Source organism: Bradyrhizobium sp. USDA 4369 (assembly GCF_054056435.1).
Window position 1 is genome coordinate 4,294,678 of sequence record NZ_JBSRYH010000001.1, and the last position, 20,287, is coordinate 4,314,964.

Below are 20,287 nucleotides of genomic sequence, written 5' to 3' on the forward strand. Positions count from 1 at the left end.
TTGCAGTCAGGCACGGTCCTGACCGATGTGAAGCTGTTGCAGGATGTCGTCGACAATGGTCTCGACCGGCGCGTCGACTGAGACCGTGACAGGATGCTCGTCGGCGCCAGGTGGTTCCAGCGTCGCGAACTGGCTGTCGAGCAGGCCGGTCGGCATGAAATGCCCTTTGCGGTGGCCCATCCTGTCGCCGATCAGCTCGCGATCCCCTTCGAGATAGACCAGGCGGACGTCGCCGCGATCGCCGACCAGGATCTTGCGATAGGCCTTCTTGAGCGCCGAGCAGGCGATGATGATCGGCTCGCCCTTGGCGCGACAGCGCGCAATCTCATCGGCGATCGCCTGCAGCCAGGGCCAGCGATCGGCGTCGGTGAGGGGCTGGCCCGCGCTCATCTTCGCGACATTGGCCGGCGGGTGGAAACTGTCGCCATCCTCGAAGCGCCAGCCGAGGCGCCGGCCGAGCGCTTGCCCGACCGTGCTCTTGCCTGAGCTTGAGACACCCATGATGACGAGGGCGTGCGGCATCTCAGGCGCGGATTGATCCGCCGCAGTCTGCGGCCACGCCGCCGCGTCGATCAGGAACCTCGTCTCATGGATCGAGCGGGCGCGATTGGCCGGCAGGTCTTCGCCGGCCAGGACCCGGGTCAGGATCGGTCGCTTGTCGGCCCCACCCACCTCGAACAGCATGGTGCGGCAGGAGGCGAGGGCCGGCAGTGTCAGGCTGACCCGCGGCACGAACGGCGCAACATGGGCTTTGTCGACGCCCACCACCCAGCGGTCCCGGACCTCGACCGCGGGGTAGCCTGGAAACAGCGAGGCGATGTGGCCGTCGGGCCCGATGCCGAGCAGCACGAGGTCGAACAGGGGCCGGGCCGGATCGAGCGTCTCGGCGCCATAGAACGCCATCAGCTCGCGCGCATAGGCGTTCGCGCTGCGTTCGGGACTGCTTGTCTCCGTGGGGATCGGATGGATGTTGGCGGCGGGCGCGCAGGCGTCGAGGAAGGCGCGGCGCGCCATGGTCATGTTGTGCAGAGCGTCGCCTGGCGGAACGAACCGCTCGTCGCCGATGAACCAGTGCACGCGTGGCCAGGGGATGCGGTCGCGATAGGCTTCCGTCGCCAGCAGCTCGTAGAGCTGCTTGGGGCTCGAGCCGCCGGTCAGGCAGATCGCGATCCGGCCGGCATTGGCGGCGATCCGCGCCAGCAGGAGATCGGCGGCAGCCCGCGCCATCGCCGCCTTGTCGGCGACGCGCACCAGTTCGGGAGACGGCGCGCCCATCGCTTCAGGCCAGCTTTCGCCAGCTGCGGCCGTCGCGCGCGAGCAGATCGGCGGCGGCTTTGGGCCCCTCGCTTCCCGCTTCGTACGTATGCAGGCCGTCGCGGCCGGCCTTCTTCCAGGCCTCGATGAACGGCTCCACGGCCTTCCAGCCGGCCTCGACACTGTCGGCGCGCTGGAACAGGATGTTGTCGCCGATCATGCAGTCATAGATCAGCGTCTCGTAGCCGGTGGCCGGTTCGGCCTGGAAATAGTCCTTGTAGTTGAACTTCATCTGCACGCCGTCGGTGCGGATGGTCGGTCCGGGGATCTTGGTGTTGAATTGGAGCGTGATGCTCTGGGTCGGCTCGATGCCTATGACGAGATAGTTCTCCGCCAGCGTGTCGATCGGCGTGCAGCTGAACATCGCGAACGGCGCTTGGCGGAACTTGATCGCGACCTCGGTGCGCTTGGCGCCCAGCGCCTTGCCGGTGCGCAGATAGAAGGGCACGCCGGCCCAGCGCCAATTGTCGATGGTCAGCTTCAGCGCCGCATAGGTCTCGGTCGCGCTGTCGGGATCCACATCCTTGGTGTTGCGATAGTCGGGCAGCTCGGTGTCGCCGACCAGGCCTGCCTTGTATTGGCCGCGCACGGAGTTCAGCAGCGCTTCCTGCTCGCTGAGCGGCTGGATGGCCGAGAGCACCTCGGCTTTTTCGGACCGCACGGTGTGCGCATCAAACCGTGCGGGCGGCTCCATCGCGACCAGTGAGAGCAGCTGGAACAGATGGTTCGGCACCATGTCGCGCAGCGCGCCGGTGGCATCATAGAAGCTGCCACGGGTGCCGACGCCGAGCTTCTCCTCGACGGTGATCTGCACGTGATCGATGTGATGCCTGTTCCAGATCGGCTCGAACATGCCGTTGGCGAAGCGCAGCACCAGGATGTTCTGCACCGTCTCTTTGCCGAGATAGTGATCGATCCGATAGATCTGGTGCTCGGTCACGAGCTCGAGCAGCTGATCGTTGAGTTTTTTCGCCGACGCCAGGTCGGTGCCGAACGGCTTTTCGACCACCAGGCGGCGCCAGGCCTTGCCGTCCTCCTTGAGCAGCCCGACGCGGCCGAGCTGCTGGGCGATCGGCGCGAAGGCGGCAGGCGGAGTCGCCAGATAGAACAGCCGGTTGCCATGGGTCTCCCGCGAGGCCTCCAGCTTCTCCAGTCGCTCCTTCAACTGATCGAAACTATCCGGCTCCTTGGGATCGGCTTCGATCGCGGTCACGCATTGCAACAGGCGCTGGGCGATCTCGTCCTCGACCGGACGGGTCGCGTATTTGCGCAGGCCCTCCATCAGATTGACGCGCAGCTGCTCGCTCGACATGCCCTTGCGGGCGATGCCGACGATGCAGAACCGATCCGGCAGCAGATTGCCGGCGGCGAGATTGTAGAGCGACGGCAGCACCAAGCGATGCGTGAGGTCGCCGGTCACGCCGAAGATCACGAAGGCGCAGGCGTCGGGCTTCTGGTGGGGCGGCTGGTGCGGATGCAAGGGAGTCACGCGCGGTCCGCCTTCGGTTTGACGATCTCCGGCGCGCTCTGGCGCGCTGGATCGGGATGCTGCTCGGGCTCCTTATGCCCGCCGAAGCCTTCGCGCATGGCGGAGAGAATCTTTTCGGCGAACGTATGGTCCTGGCGGGAGCGGAAACGCGCGAACAGGGCCGCCGTCAGCACTTCGGCCGGGACGGCCTCGTCGATTGCGGCATTCACCGTCCAGCGGCCCTCGCCGGAATCCTCGACATAGCCGGAATATTTGTCCAGTCCCGGCTGGCGCGCCAGCGCGCTTGCCGTGAGATCGAGCAGCCAGGACGGAATGACGCTGCCGCGGCGCCAGACCTCGGCGACATCGGCGAGATCGAACTCGAAGCGATGCGCCTCGGGCAGCGCCTCGCTGTTCGCATTCCTCAGGATGTCGAAGCCTTCCGCATAGGCCTGCATCAAGCCGTATTCGATGCCGTTATGGATCATCTTGACGAAATGGCCGGCGCCGGTCGGGCCGGCATGGATATAGCCCTGCTCGACGCGCGGATCGCGGCCGTCACGGCCCGGCGTGCGCGGGATGTCGCCGATGCCGGGCGCGAGCGTGGCGAAGATCGGATCGAGCCGGTCGACCACCGCCTTGTCGCCGCCGATCATCATGCAATAGCCGCGCTCAAGTCCCCAGACGCCGCCTGAGGTGCCGACGTCGACGTAATGCAGCCCACGTTCCCTGAGCGCCTTGCCGCGGCGGACGTCGTCCTGCCAGAAGCTGTTGCCGCCGTCGATGATCACGTCATCGGCGGTCATCAATTGGGTCAACTGCTCGACGGTGGCTTCGGTGATCTTGCCGGCCGGCAGCATGATCCAGGCGTGGCGTGGTGCCGCGAGCTTGCCGACGAACTCGTCCAGGCTCGCGGCGCCGGTGGCGCCTTCGGAGACCAGGGCGGCGACCGCCTTGGCATCGCGATCATAGACCACGCAGGAATGTCCAGCGCGCATCAGGCGGCGAACGATGTTGCCGCCCATCCGCCCAAGACCAATCATTCCCAATTGCATCGATGCGGGCCCTTCCTAGCTCAGTGCTTCGGTGATGGCGCTGTCGAGCATCTTCAGGCCCGATTTGAGATTGCCCTTCAGGTGCACCCGCAACGCGCGTCGGCCGCGCTCGGTGAGGACATCGAAATCGCCGCGCGCCTGCGCCGCCTTGATCACGCCGAAGCTCGCCTTCTGGCCAGGGATCGGCAGATCCTGGGCATCATCGGCGGTGATCTGCAGAAACACGCCGCTGTCCGGTCCGCCCTTGTAGGCCTGTCCGGTGGAGTGCAGGAAGCGTGGCCCGAATTCGGCGCAGGTTGCGAGGTGTTTGGCGTCGCGCAGCTTGAGCCTGATCCGTTGCAGGGCGTCGGTGTTGGCGCCATTGTGCTCGATATAGCCGAGCAGGGCGATGTAGTCGCCGTCGCTTGCGCGGCCGAGATGGGCCTTCAGCCAGGAGGCGAGTGTTCCGTCCGCGCCATGCTCGCGCAGGCTTTCGGCGTTGTGCGCGTCGGTATAGAGCTCGCAGCCTTTGACCGAAATGACCGGCTCTTCGGCGGGAAGCGCGCCGGTCTGCTCGAACGCTGCCGTCAGCTCGCGGGTCTTGATCTTGGCGGATTCGACATCCGGCTGGTCGAACGGGTTGATGCCGAGCGCGGCACCGGCGACGGCGGTCGCCATTTCCCAACGGAAGAATTCCTGCCCGAGCTGATCGATCGAGCTGATGACGATGCGGACCACCGGATGACCGGCGTCTTCCAGCGCGGCGAGCTTCGCGTCATGATCGGGGAGGTCGTCGCCTTCGACCCTGATGTCGATGAAGAAGCGGTCGCTGCCATAATCGGCGGGGTCGCCGATGGGCTCGCCATCGATCGGGATCAGGCCCTTGCCTTCCTTGCCGGTGGATTCCGCGATCAGCTGCTCCGCCCAGGCGCCGAAATCAGCGATCTTCGGCGAGGCGAAGATCGTCACCTTGTCGCGGCCGTCGAGGCCGGCAAGACCGATCGCGAGGCCGAGCTGTACGCCGGGGTTTTGCAGCGGCGGCACGTCGGGGCCGCATGAGCGCACCATCGCCTGCGCGTTGGTGATCAACTTGCGCACGTCGATTCCGGCGGTGGCCGCCGGCACCAGGCCGAATGGCGACAACACCGAGTAGCGGCCGCCGATCGAGGGCTCGCCGTGGAAGACGCGCGCGAAGCCTTGCGCTTTGGCTGCCTTCTCCAGCGATGAGCCGGGATCGGTGACGGCAATGAAGCGATGGCCGGCCTTGTTCGTCCCGATCGCCTCGCTTACGCGGGCGAAGAAATAGTCCTTCATCGCATTCGGCTCGGTGGTGCCGCCGGATTTCGAGGAGACGATGAACACCGTCTTCGAAATATCGATGGCCTTCTCCATCGCGCGCACCTGCGCCGGGTCGGTGGAGTCGAGCACGTGCAGCCTGGGGAAGCCGGCCTTGCGCGGGAAGGTCTTGGCGAGCACCTCCGGCCCGAGGCTGGAGCCGCCCATGCCGAGCACGACGGCATCGGAGAATTTCTGCCCCTTCACGCGCTGGGCGTAATCTTCATAGTCGGCGATGTCGGCCTTCTCGACGCAGGTCAGCCAGCCCAGCCATTTGTGCTCGTCCTTGCCGGTCCAAACCGAGGAATCCCTGTGCCAGAGCCGGCGGATCTTGGCGGTCTTGCGCCAATCCTCGGTGGCGGCCTGCAGCTTCTTGTCGAGATCAGCAGCAACCGCGAGCGACTGCTGCCCAAGTCGCTCGCCGAGCACGACCGCGCGTTTGTGCGCAACCGCGCCATAGAGCTTGTCGGCGGCGTCGGCGAACTGCTTGACGCCGTCGATCACCAGCTCCGCGGTGATCTCGTCGAGCGAGATGCCGGTTTTGGCCAGCGCTTCGAGCGCCGCCTCAGCGGCCGCGACGTCCTCCTCGAGGCTGTCGCGGACCTTGCCGTGGTCGCGGAAGGCGTCCAAGGTCGCTGGCGGCACGGTGTTGACGGTGTTGGGACCGATCAGTTCCTCGACGTAGAGAACTGTCGCTGTAGTCCTTGTTCTTGGTGCCGGTGGAGGCCCAGAGCAGCCGCTGCGGCTTGGCGCCCTTGGCTGCCAGCCGCTCCCAGCGCGCACCGGAGAACAGGCGCTTGTAATCCTGGTAGGCCATCTTGGCGTTGGCGATGGCGATCTTGCCCTTGAGCGCGGTCAGCCGCTCCTTTTCGGTCGGATCGTTGGCCTGAGCGATCTTTTCGTCGAGCTGTTTGTCGACGACACTGTCGATGCGGCTGACGAAGAACGAGGCCACGCTGGCGACATGCGACGGATCGCCGCCATCGGCGACATAAGCTTCGAGGCCGGCGAGATAGGCCTCGGCGACCTGCCGGTAGACCTCCTGCGCGAACAGCAGCGTGATGTTGACGCTGATTCCCCGGGAGATCAGGTGCTGGATGGCCGGCAGGCAGGCCTCCGTCGCCGGCACCTTGATCATCAAGTTCCGCCGGTCGACCGCCTTCCACAACTGCTCGGCCTCGGCGATCGTCCCCTTGGCGTCCATCGCCAGATATGGCGACACTTCGAGGCTGACGAAGCCGTCATTGCCGTCGAAGCTGTCGTAGACCGGCCGGAGAACGTCGGCGGCGTTCTGGATGTCCTCGACCGCAACCGCCTCGAACAGTTGTGTCGGCGAGCGGTCGCCGCCTTTCAAGGCCTTGGCGATGGGGGCGTCATATTCGTCCGAACTGCCGATCGCCTTCTCGAAGATGGCAGGATTGGACGTGACGCCTTTGACGCCGTCCTCGTCGATCAGCCGCTTCAAGTCGCCCTTGGCGACAAAGCCGCGCGCGAGGAAATCGAGCCAGACCGCCTGGCCGTGTTGTTCGAGAGCTTTGACCGGGTTCATGATGCCTATCTATGTGCGTCGGCTTGCTTTTCTTGGGTTCCAGTCCCGGCATCGTGCCAGACCGACATGGACCTCATATGAACGACTATGCGTCACGTGTTCGGATAACGCCATTCATAATGGATTGATCCCTCTGAAATCCCAAGGGGATCTTGCCCGGAGGGGATTGCCGGGATGGGGGCTCAGGAGGGGGCGGGGGGAATGCAGTCGCGCGCGCCGGGCTGGGTGAGCGGCGCACCGCATCCGGTCGCGCGGGGATCAGCGCGAATTGGCCACGTCTTCCGGCGGGCTCTGGACACTGCGCCTGAGGGCTCGCGAGAGCCGGGCTGAGCTGTCGATGCCATCCGCATGGATTTCATTCAAATGGACGGTGACGCATGGCGTCTGTTGCTTGGCGCTCCCCGCCGTATCCGGCCCCGTGCCTCGGTCGCGATGGTCGCGCTTCGCCTTGCAACGCCACGCGCACACCACATCTATTTTGGAGGTCGCTGCATCTGAGTCGGCTTGTGCCGAGATGGTGCGCGCGGTCGCGACGTTGGCAGCGTGCGGGCTCTTCAGTCTGAACGTCAGGCCGATCCGGCCATTGCAGCGTGGATCTCACGCGTCAGGTGAGCATGCGGACGTCAATCATCGCGCCCGTGAGACGGCAGCGAGAGATTCGCACAAATCTGGTCTTCGGCGCGGTGAGTGCTGCGACTGATATCGTTTGTCTCGAGCTGTGACTCCTGCGCATCACGGCGACGAACGGCGAAAACGTTCCAATCTTCGCGCGCTTCGCAGAGAAAGATTGACGTTCACTTGCGGTTCACCTCGACAGAGACACTGTTTTGCTGCTTCGCGGGGCCAGGTTCACGTGCTTTCACAACGCCTTGCGCGCGCGGGAAGACTACGGTGCCGGGGTATTGCGGATGTTGCGAAGCGGAGACAATGGGTTACAAATAGGGTCGATTGGCGCCGTTTTGCCGAACTATTGAGCGAAGTGCATGTTGATAGGGCATATGCTGCATGCACTTTGCGTTGCGGAAGAGGACCAAGAGGGTGCCCAATAGGGGCTAGCGCGCTTCACTCTGAGTCGTTCGAGAGCGGAGGAACGTACTTCGATCTCGGCTCGTTGCAGCAGTGCGGCGGAACCTACGTGGAGAGGGATCATGTACAACGATTCGTTGTTCAACGCGTTCGCGAGGTCGTTCGAGGCACGAAGCCAGACCGACATGTCGATGCAGGAATATCTTGAATCGTGTCGAACCGACCCGATGCGATACGCGAACGCCGCTGAGCGACTACTAGCTGCGATCGGTGAGCCTCAGATGATCGACACGGCCAAGGACCCACGCCTTGGCCGTATTTTTTTGAACCGCACGATTCGTCTCTATCCCGCCTTCGCCGGCTTCTACGGCATGGAAGACACGATCGAACGCATCGTCGGCTTCTTCCGGCACGCCGCGCAGGGATTGGAAGAGCGCAAGCAGATCCTTTATCTGCTCGGCCCCGTCGGCGGCGGCAAGTCGTCGCTGTCCGAACGGCTCAAGCAACTGATGGAGGTGCATCCCATCTACGTGCTGAAAGCCGGCGATGAGCTAAGCCCGGTATTCGAATCGCCACTCAGCCTGTTCGATCCGGACACTTTGGGCCCGATGCTGGAAGAGAAGTACGGCATTCCACGCCGACGTCTCACCGGCCTGATGAGCCCCTGGTGCTACAAGCGGCTCGAAGCCTTCGGCGGCGACATCTCGCAATTCCGCGTCGCCAAGATCCAGCCGTCGCGGCTGCGCCAGATCGGCATCGCCAAGACCGAGCCGGGCGACGAGAACAACCAGGACATTTCCTCGCTGGTCGGCAAGGTCGATATCCGCAAGCTCGAAACCTACGCGCAGAACGATCCCGATGCCTATAGCTATTCGGGCGGCCTCAACCGCGCCAATCAGGGCATTCTCGAATTCGTCGAGATGTTCAAGGCGCCGATCAAGATGCTGCATCCCCTGCTGACGGCGACGCAAGAAGGTAACTATATCGGCACCGAGAACATCGGCGCGATCCCCTATAATGGCGTGATCCTCGCCCACTCCAACGAGTCCGAGTGGCAGAGCTTCAAGACGAACAAGAACAACGAGGCCTTCATCGACCGCATCTGCGTCATCAAGGTTCCGTACTGCCTGCGCGTCACCGAGGAACGCAAGATCTACGAGAAGCTGATCCAGGGCTCCGAGCTCGCTGCCGCGCCGTGCGCGCCGGCGACTTTGGACACGCTGGCACGGTTCTCGGTGATGTCTCGTTTGCGCAAGCACGAGAACTCGACGCTCTACGCCAAGATGCGCGTCTATGACGGCGAGAGCCTGAAGGAGTCCGACCCGAAGGCGCGCAGCGTGCAGGAATATCGCGACGCCGCCGGTGTCGACGAGGGCATGGACGGCATCTCCACCCGCTTCGCCTTCAAGGTGCTGGCGGCGACCTACAATCACGACACGTCGGAAGTCTCCGCCGATGCCGTGCATCTGATGTATGTGCTGGAGCAGTCGATCAAGCGTGAGCAGTTGCCGGAGGAGATCGAGAAGCGCTATCTCGAATTCATCAAGGCGGATCTGGCGCCGCGCTATGCCGAGTTCATCGGCCACGAGATCCAGAAGGCGTATCTCGAATCCTACTCCGACTATGGCCAGAATCTGTTCGACCGCTATGTCGACTATGCCGATGCCTGGATCGAGGATCAGGACTTCAAGGATCCCGATACGGGACAACTGCTCAATCGCGAGCTGTTGAACCAGGAGCTGACCAAGATCGAAAAGCCGGCGGGCATTGCCAACCCCAAGGACTTCCGCAACGAGGTTGTCAAGTTCTCGTTGCGCTCCCGGGCCCAGAATGGCGGAAAAAATCCGTCCTGGACCTCCTACGAAAAGATCCGCGAAGTCATCGAAAAGAGGATATTCTCGCAGGTCGAAGACCTTCTGCCGGTCATCTCCTTCGGCACCAAGAAGGACGGTGAGACCGAGAAGAAGCATGCCGACTTCGTCCAGCGCATGGTCGAGCGCGGCTATACCGAGCGGCAGGTCCGCCGGCTGGTCGAGTGGTACATGCGGGTGAAGCAGGCGGGTTGATCATGGTCCGGCGCCGGTGTTCACTGCATGTGCTGCAGGCCATCGGTCTGACATCGGCGCCTGGGCTATGAACCACGCGGAGCGTTCGATGCCGAACTTCGTTGCGGCGTCGAACAGGAATGATGCAGGTGCCGGGTCGGATTGACGCTGCACCGCGGCATCGTGGCGGGGGAGAGCAGGAGTCGAAGCCGCTGCAGCAGGAGGCGTATGGAACGTGGTCATGCACATCATTGATCGGCGCCTGAATCCGGGCGGCAAAAGTCTCGAAAATCGTCAGCGATTTTTGCGCCGCGCCAAGGCCCTGGTTCAGGGAGCGGTCAAGAAGACCTCGCAGGACCGCGACATCAAGGACGTGCTGGAGGGCGGCGAGGTCTCGATCCCGCTGGACGGCATGGACGAGCCGCGCTTCCGCCGCGAGGGCGGCACCCGCGACATGGTGCTGCCGGGCAACAAGAAGTTCGTCGAAGGCGACATCCTGCCGCGCTCCGGCGATGGCAGCGGCCGCAAGTCGGGGCCGGGGCAGGGCGACAGCGAGGACGCCTTCCGCTTCGTGCTGAGCAAGGAGGAGTTCGTCAACCTGTTCCTCGACGATCTCGAACTGCCGGATCTCGCCAAACGCAAATTCGCGGAAGCCGAGAGCGAAGGGCTGGTGCGCGCCGGCTATTCGACGTCGGGCTCGCCGGCCAACATTTCGGTCAGCCGCACCGTGACGCGGGCGATGGCCCGCCGCGTCGCGCTGCGCCGGCCGCGGCCCGAGGCGATCGCCGAGCTCGAAGCCAGGATCGCCGAGGAGACCGACGAGGACAAGAAGGCCGCGTTGGTGGCCGAACTGGAGGCCCTGAAGGCCAAGGCCAAACGCATTCCCTTTATCGATCCGATCGACATCCGCTACCGCCGCTTCGAGGCGGTGCCGAAGCCGATCGCGCAAGCGGTGATGTTCTGCCTGATGGACGTCTCCGGCTCGATGTCCGAGCACATGAAGGATCTCGCCAAGCGCTTCTACATGCTGCTCTACGTGTTCCTGACCCGGCGCTACCGCCATGTCGAGATCGTGTTCATCCGCCATACCGATCGCGCCGAGGAGGTCGACGAGCAGACCTTCTTCTACGGCCCGGCGTCCGGCGGAACGCTCGTGTCCAGCGCGCTGCAATGCATGCATGACATCGTCCGCTCCCGTTTCCGCCCGTCGGACTGGAACATCTATGCGGCGCAGGCCTCGGACGGCGACAACGCCACCTCGGATTCGGAGAACGTCGCGCGCCTCCTGACCGACAACATCCTGCCGGTGTCGCAGTTCTTTGCCTATCTGGAGGTCGGCGAGTCCGGCACCTATTCGTTCGAGATGCCGGACTCTGCGCTGTGGTCGCTGTATGAGCGCCTGCGCGCCAACGGCCAGCCGCTATCGATGCGCAAGGTGCGAGACCGCAGCGAGATCTTCCCCGTCTTCCACGACCTGTTCCAGCGTCGCGGCACCACGCAGGAGAGAGCGGCGTCATGAGCGGATTGCTGTTCGAAGGCGCAGACTGGAACTTCCTCACCTTGCAGCGCATCCACGATGCCTGCGAGACCGTGGCGCGCAAGGAACTCGGGCTCGACACCTATCCGAACCAGATCGAGGTGATCACCGCCGAGCAGATGCTTGACGCCTATTCCTCGGTCGGCATGCCCCTGTTCTACAAGCACTGGTCGTTCGGCAAGCATTTCGCCTATCACGAAGCGTCGTACCGCAAGGGCCTGATGGGCCTCGCCTATGAGATCGTGATCAACTCCTCGCCCTGCATCTCCTATCTGATGGAGGAGAACACGGCGACGATGCAGACGCTCGTCATCGCGCACGCCGCGTTCGGCCACAACCATTTCTTCAAGAACAACTATCTGTTCAAGCAGTGGACCGATGCCGACGGCATCCTCGACTATCTCGACTTTGCCCGCGGCTATATCGCGCAATGCGAGGAGCGCTATGGGCGGATCGCGGTCGAGCACACCCTCGATGCGGCGCATGCGCTGATGTCGCACGGCGTCGACCGCTACCCCGGCAAGAAGAAGCTCGACTTCCGCGAGGAGGAGAAGCGCGCCGGCAAGCGCAGGCTCTATGAAGAGGGCACGTTCAACGATCTCTGGCGCACGGTGCCATCAGGCCCGGTCAAGACCAGCGCGGTGCTGAACGTCGAGCGCCGCAAGGCGCTGCTCGGCTTGCCGCAGGAGAACCTGCTTTATTTCCTTGAGAAGACCGCGCCGCGGCTGGCGCCCTGGCAGCGCGAATTGCTGCGCATCGTCCGCCACATCGCGCAATATTTCTATCCGCAGGGCCAGACCAAGGTCATGAACGAGGGCACGGCGACCTACGTGCACTACCGCATCATGAACCGGCTGCACCAGGACGGTCGCCTCACCGACGGCAACTTCCTCGAATTCCTGCAGTCGCATACCAACGTCGTGTTCCAGCCGGAATTCGACGATCCGCGCTTCTCCGGTTTCAATCCCTATGCGCTCGGCTTCGCCATCATGCAGGACATCGAGCGCATCGTGAAGGATCCGACCGAGGAGGATCGCGAATGGTTCCCGGACATCGCCGGCACCGGTGACGAGATGGCGGTGCTGCGCGATGTCTGGGCGAATTATCGCGACGAGAGCTTCATCAGCCAGTTCCTCAGCCCGAACCTAATCCGGCATTTCCGGCTATTCCATCTGCATGACGATCCGGCCGAGCGGGCCGGCATCCTGGTCGACGCCATCCACGATGAGCGCGGCTATCGCCGCATCCGCCGCGAGCTGTCGAAGCAGTATGATGTCGGCTATATCGATCCGAACATCGAGGTGGTCGATGTCGACTTGGCCGGCGACCGCCGCCTGATGCTGCGGCATACCGTGGTCAAGGGCGCCCAGCTCAGCGAGATCGACACCAAGCGCGTGCTGCAGCATCTCGCCGATCTCTGGAGCTACGACGTGTCGCTGGTCGAGGTCGATGCCGCCACCGACAAAGTGCTGAAGGAGTATGTGCTCAATCCCCGGATACAACCGGCGGCCGCGTAGCGCGGCCGCCAAGCCCTAAATGTCCGCGTACACCTCCAGCAGATTGCCGTCGGGATCCCGGAAGAACAGCGTGCGGTGGCCGAAGGGCTGATCCGTGGGCGGCTCCGTGAGAGCGATGCCCTTTCGGGTCAGCTCGGCGGCACAGCGGTCGACATCGTCGCGGCCCACCTTGAACGCCAGTTGAAGCGATGCGCTGCCCGGTGAGGTCGGCTGGTCCGATGCCAGCCGTTGCGGCCGGGCCAGCGTCAGAATGTTGGGGCCGACCTGGTATTCGACCCAGCCCGGGGACAGCTCGCGCAGCAGCCGAAAGCCGAGGACCTCCTGATAGAAGTGCCGCATGGCATCCCAGTCGCGCGCGAGAATCACCGTGTAGTCGATGGCGCTGACAGCGTTGAACGCCGACTTGATCTGTTCAGCATCGCCCATGATTGTCTCCGTCTTGCCAGTCGGTTGTCGCATATCATGAATGGGGTTTTCCCAAGTCTTTCCGTCGTCATGGCCGGGTCAAGCCCGGGCATGACGAGCAAACAAATGGCTGCCGCGTCCGTCCCGTCGTCAGTGTGCGTGTACGCGCGATGACCCCCCGTCTCGGGGCCAGCTTTTCCATTCCCCGCCGAGTGGCGCAAGCCGGGTGAGGCGGCTATGGTGCGTGCTGTCGGCCGGCCGCGGCAGCGCACCGGTTGTCGATGATGTGGGTCGTAGTGGGCGTGCGAGACGTGGTCGGACCAGGGGAGACGGCGAGCCGGCGGGACCGGTTCATTCCAGTGCGCAAGTCCGACGTGCTCGATGCGGTCATGTCGCATGGCGGCCTGGACGACGTCCAATCCAGCGATCTGCGCGAGCTCGCCCGCATGCTGGGCGCCATTCTCCACCATGAATATTTCGACGAGCTCGATCGTCTCCGTGACGCCTATTTCGACTTCGACCCCGAGGTACCGGTCGGGCGCCATCGCTCCTCCCGGGAGCTCGATGCCGCCTATGACAGCCTGACCGACGAATTCGTCCGGGTGCTCGGCGACGCCAATTTCATCGAGATTGCGCATGACGAGATCGAGCGCGCGTTTGCGGAGCATGCGCTGGTGCGCGTCAAGCTGAAGGCGCCGATCTCGGACTACCGTGCCGTCCGCATGTTCCGGCGCGGCCAGCACCAGGAGACGATCGAGGTCCCCGCGCTATATGGGCTGCGGCGACGGACCCAGGAGGTCGAGGTCTATGATGACATCGTCCTGATGGTCGCAACCAAGCCCGACGAGCCGGCCAAAAAGAGGCGCAAGACCGCCGCCTGGCGCGGCCGCAACAAGATCCGCGGCGGCGCCGTGCTGTTCAAATATTTTCGCCACATCGCCCGCTTCGATCTCGAGGCGTTGCTGCCGAACGTCCGCGTCGTCATGGGCCTGCGCGAGCAGCTGACCTTGGGCGTGCCGGCGCTGGTCGGCGGCGTGCCGATCCTGCTCAAGCTGGCCTCGACATTGACGGTGCTGTTCATCGTCGCCGGCTTCTATCTCGGCCTCAGCGGCACCGTGCACGACAACGACACCGAGCAGGCGCTGGCGGCGTTGTCGGGCCTGTTCGCGCTGGGGGCGTTCATCCTGCGGCAATGGGGCAATTTCCACCGCCAGTCGCTGATCCATCAGAAGCAGGTTACCGACAACATCTACTTCCGCAACGTCAACAACAATTCCGGCATTTTCAACTACCTGATCGGCGAGGCCGAGGACCAGGACTGGAAGGAGGCGGTGCTGGCCTATGGCGGCCTGATGCTGGCGTCCGTGCCGCTGAGCCGCGCCGCGCTGGGCAGCCACGTCGAGGAGCTGCTGCAGCAGATGTTCGGACTGCAGCGCGCGTTCAATGTCGAGGAGGCGCTGATCAGGTTGCGGGAGTTCGGGCTGGTGACGGGCGGCGACGACGCGCTATCGGCGCTGTCGCTACCGGACGCGATCACGCAGCTTGAGCGGGTCTGGGCGAAGGCGCTTCGGCGACCTTAAGAGCTTTACCCATTTCAACGATCAATGGCTTGTTCTGAAGCGAGCCCGTGGCCGCGATCTCCGTCGAGCTCTCCGCGTTGGGGAGAGGTCGGCGCGTAGCGCCGGGTGAGGGGCTCTTTCGATCAGGTCGGCTGTAACCCCTCACCCGGATTGCATCTGACGATGCAATCCGACCTCTCCCTCTGGGAGAGGTCTTCTTTGCTGCTGCTGCCAGCAAAGGGCGTCGCGACAGCTATCAGCGCAGGCTCGCATTGATCTTGTCGAGCACACTTTGCCCCGGACACAGATCCGCCGCCTCCAGCCGGTTGAGCGGTCGCTCCACAGTGTTGAGGTGGCTGTGGAGATCGTCGGCTTCGGGATCGACATAGAGCAGCCCGGTCACGATCTGGCCCTGCGCCGCGTGCTTCTGCAGGAAGGTCATGGCGCCCAGGCGGTCGTGCGGATCGTAGTCGGCGTCGATCTTGCGCAGCGCCAGCCGCGAGCCATCATGCTGCTCGACGATCTGCACCGTGCCAGGATCCTGGTCGATCTCGATCGGATCGCGCCCGGTCAGCACATCCAACCGGTTCACGGCGTCATTGTGCTCGCGGACATAGTCGAAGCTCTTGGTCGAGCCGGCGTGATTGTTGAAGGCGATGCACGGGCTGATGACGTCGATGAAGGCGGCGCCCTTGTGCTGGATCGCGCCCTCGATGATCGGCACCAGCTGCTTCTTGTCGCCCGAGAACGAGCGTGCGACGTAGGTGGCCCCGAGCTGCAGCGCGATGCCGACAAGGTCGATCGCGTTGTCGGTGTTGGTGATGCCCTTCTTCGACTTCGAGCCGCGGTCGGCGGTGGCCGAGAACTGTCCCTTGGTCAGGCCGTAGACGCCGTTGTTCTCGACGATATAGGTCATGTTGACGCCGCGCCGGATCGCATGCGCGAACTGGCCGAAGCCGATCGAGGCGGAATCGCCGTCGCCGGACACGCCGAGATAGATCAGTTCGCGGTTGGCGAGGTTGGCACCGGTCAACACCGAGGGCATGCGACCATGCACGGTGTTGAAGCCGTGTGAATTGCCGAGGAAATAATCCGGCGTCTTCGACGAGCATCCGATGCCGGAGATTTTTGCCACCCGATGCGGCTCGATCGACAGCTCGAAGCAGGCCTCGATGATCGCGGCCGTGATCGAGTCGTGGCCGCAGCCGGCGCACAAGGTCGAGATCTTGCCTTCGTAATCGCGATGGCTGTAGCCCAGCGCGTTCTTCTTGATGCCGGGATGTTGGAATTTCGGCTTTGCGATGTAGGTCATGAGAGCACCATGGATCTCGAATTCGTCATGGCCGGGCTGAAGCGCGGAGCGCGTCTTCGCCAAGATGTCCCGGCCATCCACGTGGGAGCCCGGAGAAAGAAAGACGTGGATGCCCGGGCCTTCGCCGCGCCGAAGCGGCTTCGGCCGCGCAGGCGGGGCAAGCCCGGGCATGGCGGCGGAAGGAGCTGAGCCCTTATCATGAAACAGCCTTCCGCAGCGGCGTGACCTTGATCTGGTCCTGATGCGTGCCGATCGAGTCCGCGATGAACCGAGCGGTGATCGGTGTGCCGTCATAATGCAGGATCGGCACCAGCCGGACCGGGTCGATGCCGTTCTCGTTGACGATCAGCTGGCGCAGCTGGGCGTCGCGGTTCTGCTCGACGACGTAGACGAAGTCGTGCTCGGCGATGAAGCTCGCCACGCTGGAATGGAACGGGAAGGCGCGGATGCGTAAGCGGTCGAGCTGATGACCGCGCGCCTCCAACAGGCCGATCGCCTCGTCCATGGCCGGCGCGGTCGAGCCGAAATAGATCACGCCATATTTGGTCGGCTTCGCCGCGTTCGCCTGCAGCGGCCGCGGCACCATGTCCTGCGCGGTCTGGAACTTGCGCAGCAGGCGCTGCACGTTGTCTGCATAAACAGCGCCTTCTTCCGAATAGCGCGCGTAGCGGTCACGCGAGGTGCCACGGGTGAAGTAGGAGCCCATGGTCGGATGTGTGCCGGGATAGGTGCGGAACGGAATGCCGTCGCCATCGACGTCGAGATAGCGGCCGAAGTCGCGGCCTTCCTCGAGCATCTCCGCGGTCATCACCTTGCCGCGGTCATACTGCTTGGCGTCGTCCCATTTCAGCGGCCGGCACAGCCGCTGGTTCATGCCGATGTCGAGATCGAGCATCAGGAAGATCGTGGTCTGTAGCCGCTCGGCGAGGTCGAACGCTGCGGCGGCAAACTCGAAAGCTTCGGCGGGATCCTCGGGGAACAGCAGCACGTGCTTGGTGTCGCCATGCGAAGCATAGGCGCAGGCGATCAGGTCGCATTGCTGGGTCCGCGTCGGCATGCCCGTCGAGGGGCCGGCGCGCTGCACGTTCATGATCACGGCCGGAATCTCGGCAAAGTAGGAGAGGCCGATGAACTCGGTCATCAGCGATACGCCGGGGCCGGACGTCGTGGTGAAGGCGCGGGCGCCATTCCAGGACGCGCCGACCACCATGCCGATCGAGGCGAGCTCGTCCTCGGCCTGCACGATGGCGTATTTGGCCTGGCCCGTGTCCGGATCGTGCCGCAGCTTCTTGCAGTGATTGGTGAAGGCCTCCGCCAGTGACGACGACGGCGTGATCGGATACCACGCGCACACCGTGGCGCCGCCATAGACCGCGCCGAGCGCGGCGGCATTGTTGCCCTCGATGAAGATGCGATCGCCGACCTTGTCGGCCTTCCGAATGCGCAGCCCGATCGGACATTTCAGATTCTGCAACGCCCAGTCGCGGCCGAGATGCAGGGCATGGACGTTGGAGGAGAGCAGCTTCTCCTTGCCCTTGTACTGCTCGCCGATCAGCTGCTCGATCAGCTTCGGATCCATGTCGAGCAAGGCGGAGAGGGCGCCGAGATAGATGATGTTCTTGAACAGCTGGCGCTGGCGCGGATCTGAGTAGGTCGAGTTGGTGATCGCCGTCAGCGGCACGCCGATGACGGTGACGTCGTCACGGAACTTGGTCGACGGCATCGGCTTGGTCGAATCGTAGAACAGATAGCCGCCGGGCACGATGCCGGCGACGTCCTTGTCCCAGGTCTGCGGGTTCATCGCGACCATCAGATCGGTGCCGCCGCCGCGCGCGCCAAGATGGCCGGCTTCGGTGACGCGCACCTCGTACCAGGTCGGCAGGCCCTGGATGTTGGACGGGAAGATGTTGCGCGGGGAGACCGGCACGCCATGGCGGAGCACGGCGCGCGCGAACAATTCATTGGCGCTGGCCGAGCCGGAGCCGTTGACGTTGGCGAAGCGAACGACGAAGTCGTTTACGCTGCTGAGCGGCGCTTGCTGGGACATGCGTGACCTGCGTGAGTCGTTTCGATGAAATATTTCTGCATGTCCCACGCACCGGTAGGACAGCGTTCGGCGCACAGGCCGCAATGAAGGCAGACGTCCTCGTCCTTGACCATCACGCGCCCGGTCTTCAGATCCGACGAGACGTAGAGGCTCTGGTCGGGATGAACAGACGGCGCCTTCAGCCGGGAGCGGAGATCCGCCTCCTCGCCATTGTCGGTGAAGGTGATGCAGTCCATCGGGCAGATGTCGGCGCAGGCGTCGCATTCGATGCACAGCGTATTGGAGAACACGGTCTGCACGTCGCAGTTCAGGCAGCGATGCGCCTCGCCGAGCGCGAGCTTGACGTCGTAGCCGAGCTCGACCTCGGTGCGGATGTCCTTCAGCGCCACGACCTTGTCGCGATGCGGCACCTTATAGCGCTTCTCCGGCGAGACGTCGTTGTCGTAGCTCCATTCGTGGATGCCCATCTTCTGCGAGGAGATGTGGACCTCGGGCAATGGCCGCTCGGTGATGTCCTCGCCCGACAGCAGGCGATGGATCGACAGCGCCGCCTCATGGCCCTGCGCCACCGCCCAGATGATGTTCTTCGGGCCGAATGCGGCGTCGCCGCCGAAGAACACCTTTGGATTGGTCGAGACGAAGGTGGCCGGATCGACCTTGGGCATGTGCCGCCTGTCGAATTCGATGCCGCAATCCGCCTCGATCCAGGGAAATGCATTCTCCTGGCCGACCGCAACCAGCACATCGTCGCAGTCATAGGTCACGTCAGGCTCGCCCGACGGCACCAGCGAGCGCTCGCCCTTGTCGTCATAGACGGCCTTCACCTTCTGGAATGTGACGCCGGTGAGCTTGCCATTGTCGTGAGTGAAGGCTGTCGGCACGAGATAGTTGAGGATCGGAATGTCCTCGTGCAGCGCGTCCTCCTTCTCCCAGGGCGAGGCCTTCATCTCCTCGAAGCCGGAGCGCACGATGACCTTGACGTCCTCGCCGCCGAGCCGGCGCGCGGTGCGGCAGCAATCCATCGCGGTATTGCCGCCGCCGAGCACGATCACGCGCTTGCCGATCTTGTCGGTGTGGCCGAACGAGACGCCGGACAGCCAGTCGATGCCGAGATGGATGTTGGCGGCGGCCTCCTTGCGACCGGGAATGTTCAGCTCACGGCCGCGTGGCGCGCCGGAGCCGATGAAGATGGCATCATAGTTCTCGGCCAGCAGCTTCTTGAGGCTGTCGATGCGATGACCGGCCTTGTAGTCGACGCCGAGGCTGAGCACGTAGCCCGTTTCTTCGTCGATCACGCTGTCGGGCAGGCGGAACTTTGGAATCTGCGAGCGCATCATGCCGCCGGGCCTGGGATCGGCATCGAACACGGTGCAGTGATAGCCGAGCGGCGCGAGGTCACGCGCCACCGTCAGCGAGGCCGGGCCGCCGCCGACCAGCGCAATGCGCCGGCCGTTTTTCGGGACCGGGCGCGGCATCCGCTGCTGCACGTCGTCCTTGAAATCGGCGGCGACGCGCTTGAGGCGGCAGATCGCGACCGGGCTCTCCTCGACACGGCCGCGCCGGCAGGCGGGCTCGCAGGGGCGATCGCAGGTGCGTCCGAGAATGCCGGGAAAGACGTTCGACTTCCAATTGATCATGTAGGCGTCGCTGTAGCGACCCTCGGCGATCAGGCGGATGTATTCGGGGACCGGCGTGTGTGCGGGACAAGCCCATTGGCAGTCGACCACTTTGTGAAAGTAGTCGGGGGCCGAAATATCAGTCGCTCTCATTCCTACCCTGTCCGCGCGGCGAACCACGAGCGCGCGGCCTTCCTGACGTGAGGACGACTATTTGTTCAGGATCAGCAGAGGATCGGTTGAGGTCCGGAGCAGGCCCTGGTCGTCGCCCTTCTGTTTTTTGAATGGCTCAATTGAATAGTCTTATCAGACTAGAGCCATTCCAAGGCGCGCACAAAGGCAAATTTGCAACTCTGCTGCCCATACACAGTGGTGCGCTGCCGCATTGCAGGCGCGATGCTGCCATGTGTTGCGATGCGGGATGCTGGGTGACGACGCAAACTCGAGAGTACAGGAATTGTGGGTCACGCAGGCGGCCGCGCACTGAGTCGTCATGCCCGGGCTTGTCCCGGGCATCCACGTC

At 63.9% G+C, this 20,287-nt stretch carries 11 protein-coding genes and 1 pseudogene; 4 read left to right on the forward strand and 8 right to left on the reverse strand.

Annotated features, from left to right (window positions below; all coding sequences use genetic code 11):
* Positions 1 to 6 precede the first annotated feature (6 nt).
* The 4 genes and pseudogenes from pgl to ACVIJ6_RS19310 form a co-directional block, all read right to left on the reverse strand.
* Positions 7 to 1,275: a 6-phosphogluconolactonase gene (pgl, locus tag ACVIJ6_RS19295; RefSeq protein WP_456773978.1), complete on the reverse strand. Its 1,269-nt coding sequence runs from the start codon at positions 1,273 to 1,275 to the stop codon at positions 7 to 9.
* Positions 1,276 to 1,279: 4 nt separating this feature from the next.
* Complete coding sequence (gene zwf / locus ACVIJ6_RS19300; RefSeq protein ID WP_456773979.1) at positions 1,280 to 2,803, reverse strand: glucose-6-phosphate dehydrogenase; 1,524 nt, start codon at positions 2,801 to 2,803, stop codon at positions 1,280 to 1,282.
* Positions 2,800 to 3,837, reverse strand: coding sequence for a phosphogluconate dehydrogenase (NAD(+)-dependent, decarboxylating) (gene gnd / locus ACVIJ6_RS19305; RefSeq protein WP_456773980.1), 1,038 nt, complete (start codon positions 3,835 to 3,837; stop codon positions 2,800 to 2,802). Before gnd ends, zwf begins: the two co-directional genes overlap by 4 nt.
* 15 nt (positions 3,838 to 3,852) lie before the next feature.
* Positions 3,853 to 6,700 (reverse strand): annotated as a pseudogene (locus ACVIJ6_RS19310) (bifunctional transaldolase/phosoglucose isomerase).
* 1,148 nt (positions 6,701 to 7,848) lie between these two features.
* Here ACVIJ6_RS19310 and ACVIJ6_RS19315 point away from each other — a divergent pair.
* The 3 genes from ACVIJ6_RS19315 to ACVIJ6_RS19325 all read left to right on the forward strand — a co-directional run bounded on the left by ACVIJ6_RS19315 (position 7,849) and on the right by ACVIJ6_RS19325 (position 12,825).
* Positions 7,849 to 9,792, forward strand: a complete 1,944-nt coding sequence (locus ACVIJ6_RS19315; protein WP_456773981.1) for a PrkA family serine protein kinase — start codon at positions 7,849 to 7,851, stop codon at positions 9,790 to 9,792.
* 220 nt (positions 9,793 to 10,012) lie between these two features.
* A complete protein-coding gene (locus tag ACVIJ6_RS19320; RefSeq protein ID WP_456773982.1) occupies positions 10,013 to 11,290 on the forward strand; it encodes a YeaH/YhbH family protein in 1,278 nt (425 codons plus the stop codon).
* On the forward strand, positions 11,287 to 12,825 hold the full coding sequence (locus ACVIJ6_RS19325; RefSeq protein WP_456773983.1) for a SpoVR family protein: 1,539 nt from the start codon (positions 11,287 to 11,289) through the stop codon (positions 12,823 to 12,825). The genes ACVIJ6_RS19320 and ACVIJ6_RS19325 overlap by 4 nt, the downstream gene beginning before the upstream one ends.
* Before the next feature lie 15 nt (positions 12,826 to 12,840).
* Here ACVIJ6_RS19325 and ACVIJ6_RS19330 read toward each other — a convergent pair whose 3' ends face one another.
* On the reverse strand, positions 12,841 to 13,251 hold the full coding sequence (locus ACVIJ6_RS19330; protein WP_456773984.1) for a VOC family protein: 411 nt from the start codon (positions 13,249 to 13,251) through the stop codon (positions 12,841 to 12,843).
* Positions 13,252 to 13,514: 263 nt separating this feature from the next.
* Between ACVIJ6_RS19330 and ACVIJ6_RS19335 the strand changes: the two genes are divergently transcribed.
* Complete coding sequence (locus ACVIJ6_RS19335) at positions 13,515 to 14,810, forward strand: TMEM143 family protein (RefSeq protein ID WP_456773985.1); 1,296 nt, start codon at positions 13,515 to 13,517, stop codon at positions 14,808 to 14,810.
* A 235-nt stretch (positions 14,811 to 15,045) separates the two neighbouring features.
* Here the strand turns inward: ACVIJ6_RS19335 and ACVIJ6_RS19340 are convergent, their stop codons facing one another.
* The 3 genes from ACVIJ6_RS19340 to ACVIJ6_RS19350 all read right to left on the reverse strand — a co-directional run bounded on the left by ACVIJ6_RS19340 (position 15,046) and on the right by ACVIJ6_RS19350 (position 19,917).
* A complete protein-coding gene (locus ACVIJ6_RS19340) occupies positions 15,046 to 16,101 on the reverse strand; it encodes a 2-oxoacid:ferredoxin oxidoreductase subunit beta (RefSeq protein WP_456773986.1) in 1,056 nt (351 codons plus the stop codon).
* Positions 16,102 to 16,297: 196 nt separating this feature from the next.
* Positions 16,298 to 18,148, reverse strand: a complete 1,851-nt coding sequence (locus ACVIJ6_RS19345) for a 2-oxoacid:acceptor oxidoreductase subunit alpha (RefSeq protein ID WP_456773987.1) — start codon at positions 18,146 to 18,148, stop codon at positions 16,298 to 16,300.
* Positions 18,118 to 19,917: an FAD-dependent oxidoreductase gene (locus tag ACVIJ6_RS19350; RefSeq protein ID WP_456773988.1), complete on the reverse strand. Its 1,800-nt coding sequence runs from the start codon at positions 19,915 to 19,917 to the stop codon at positions 18,118 to 18,120. Before ACVIJ6_RS19350 ends, ACVIJ6_RS19345 begins: the two co-directional genes overlap by 31 nt.
* Positions 19,918 to 20,287 lie beyond the last annotated feature (370 nt).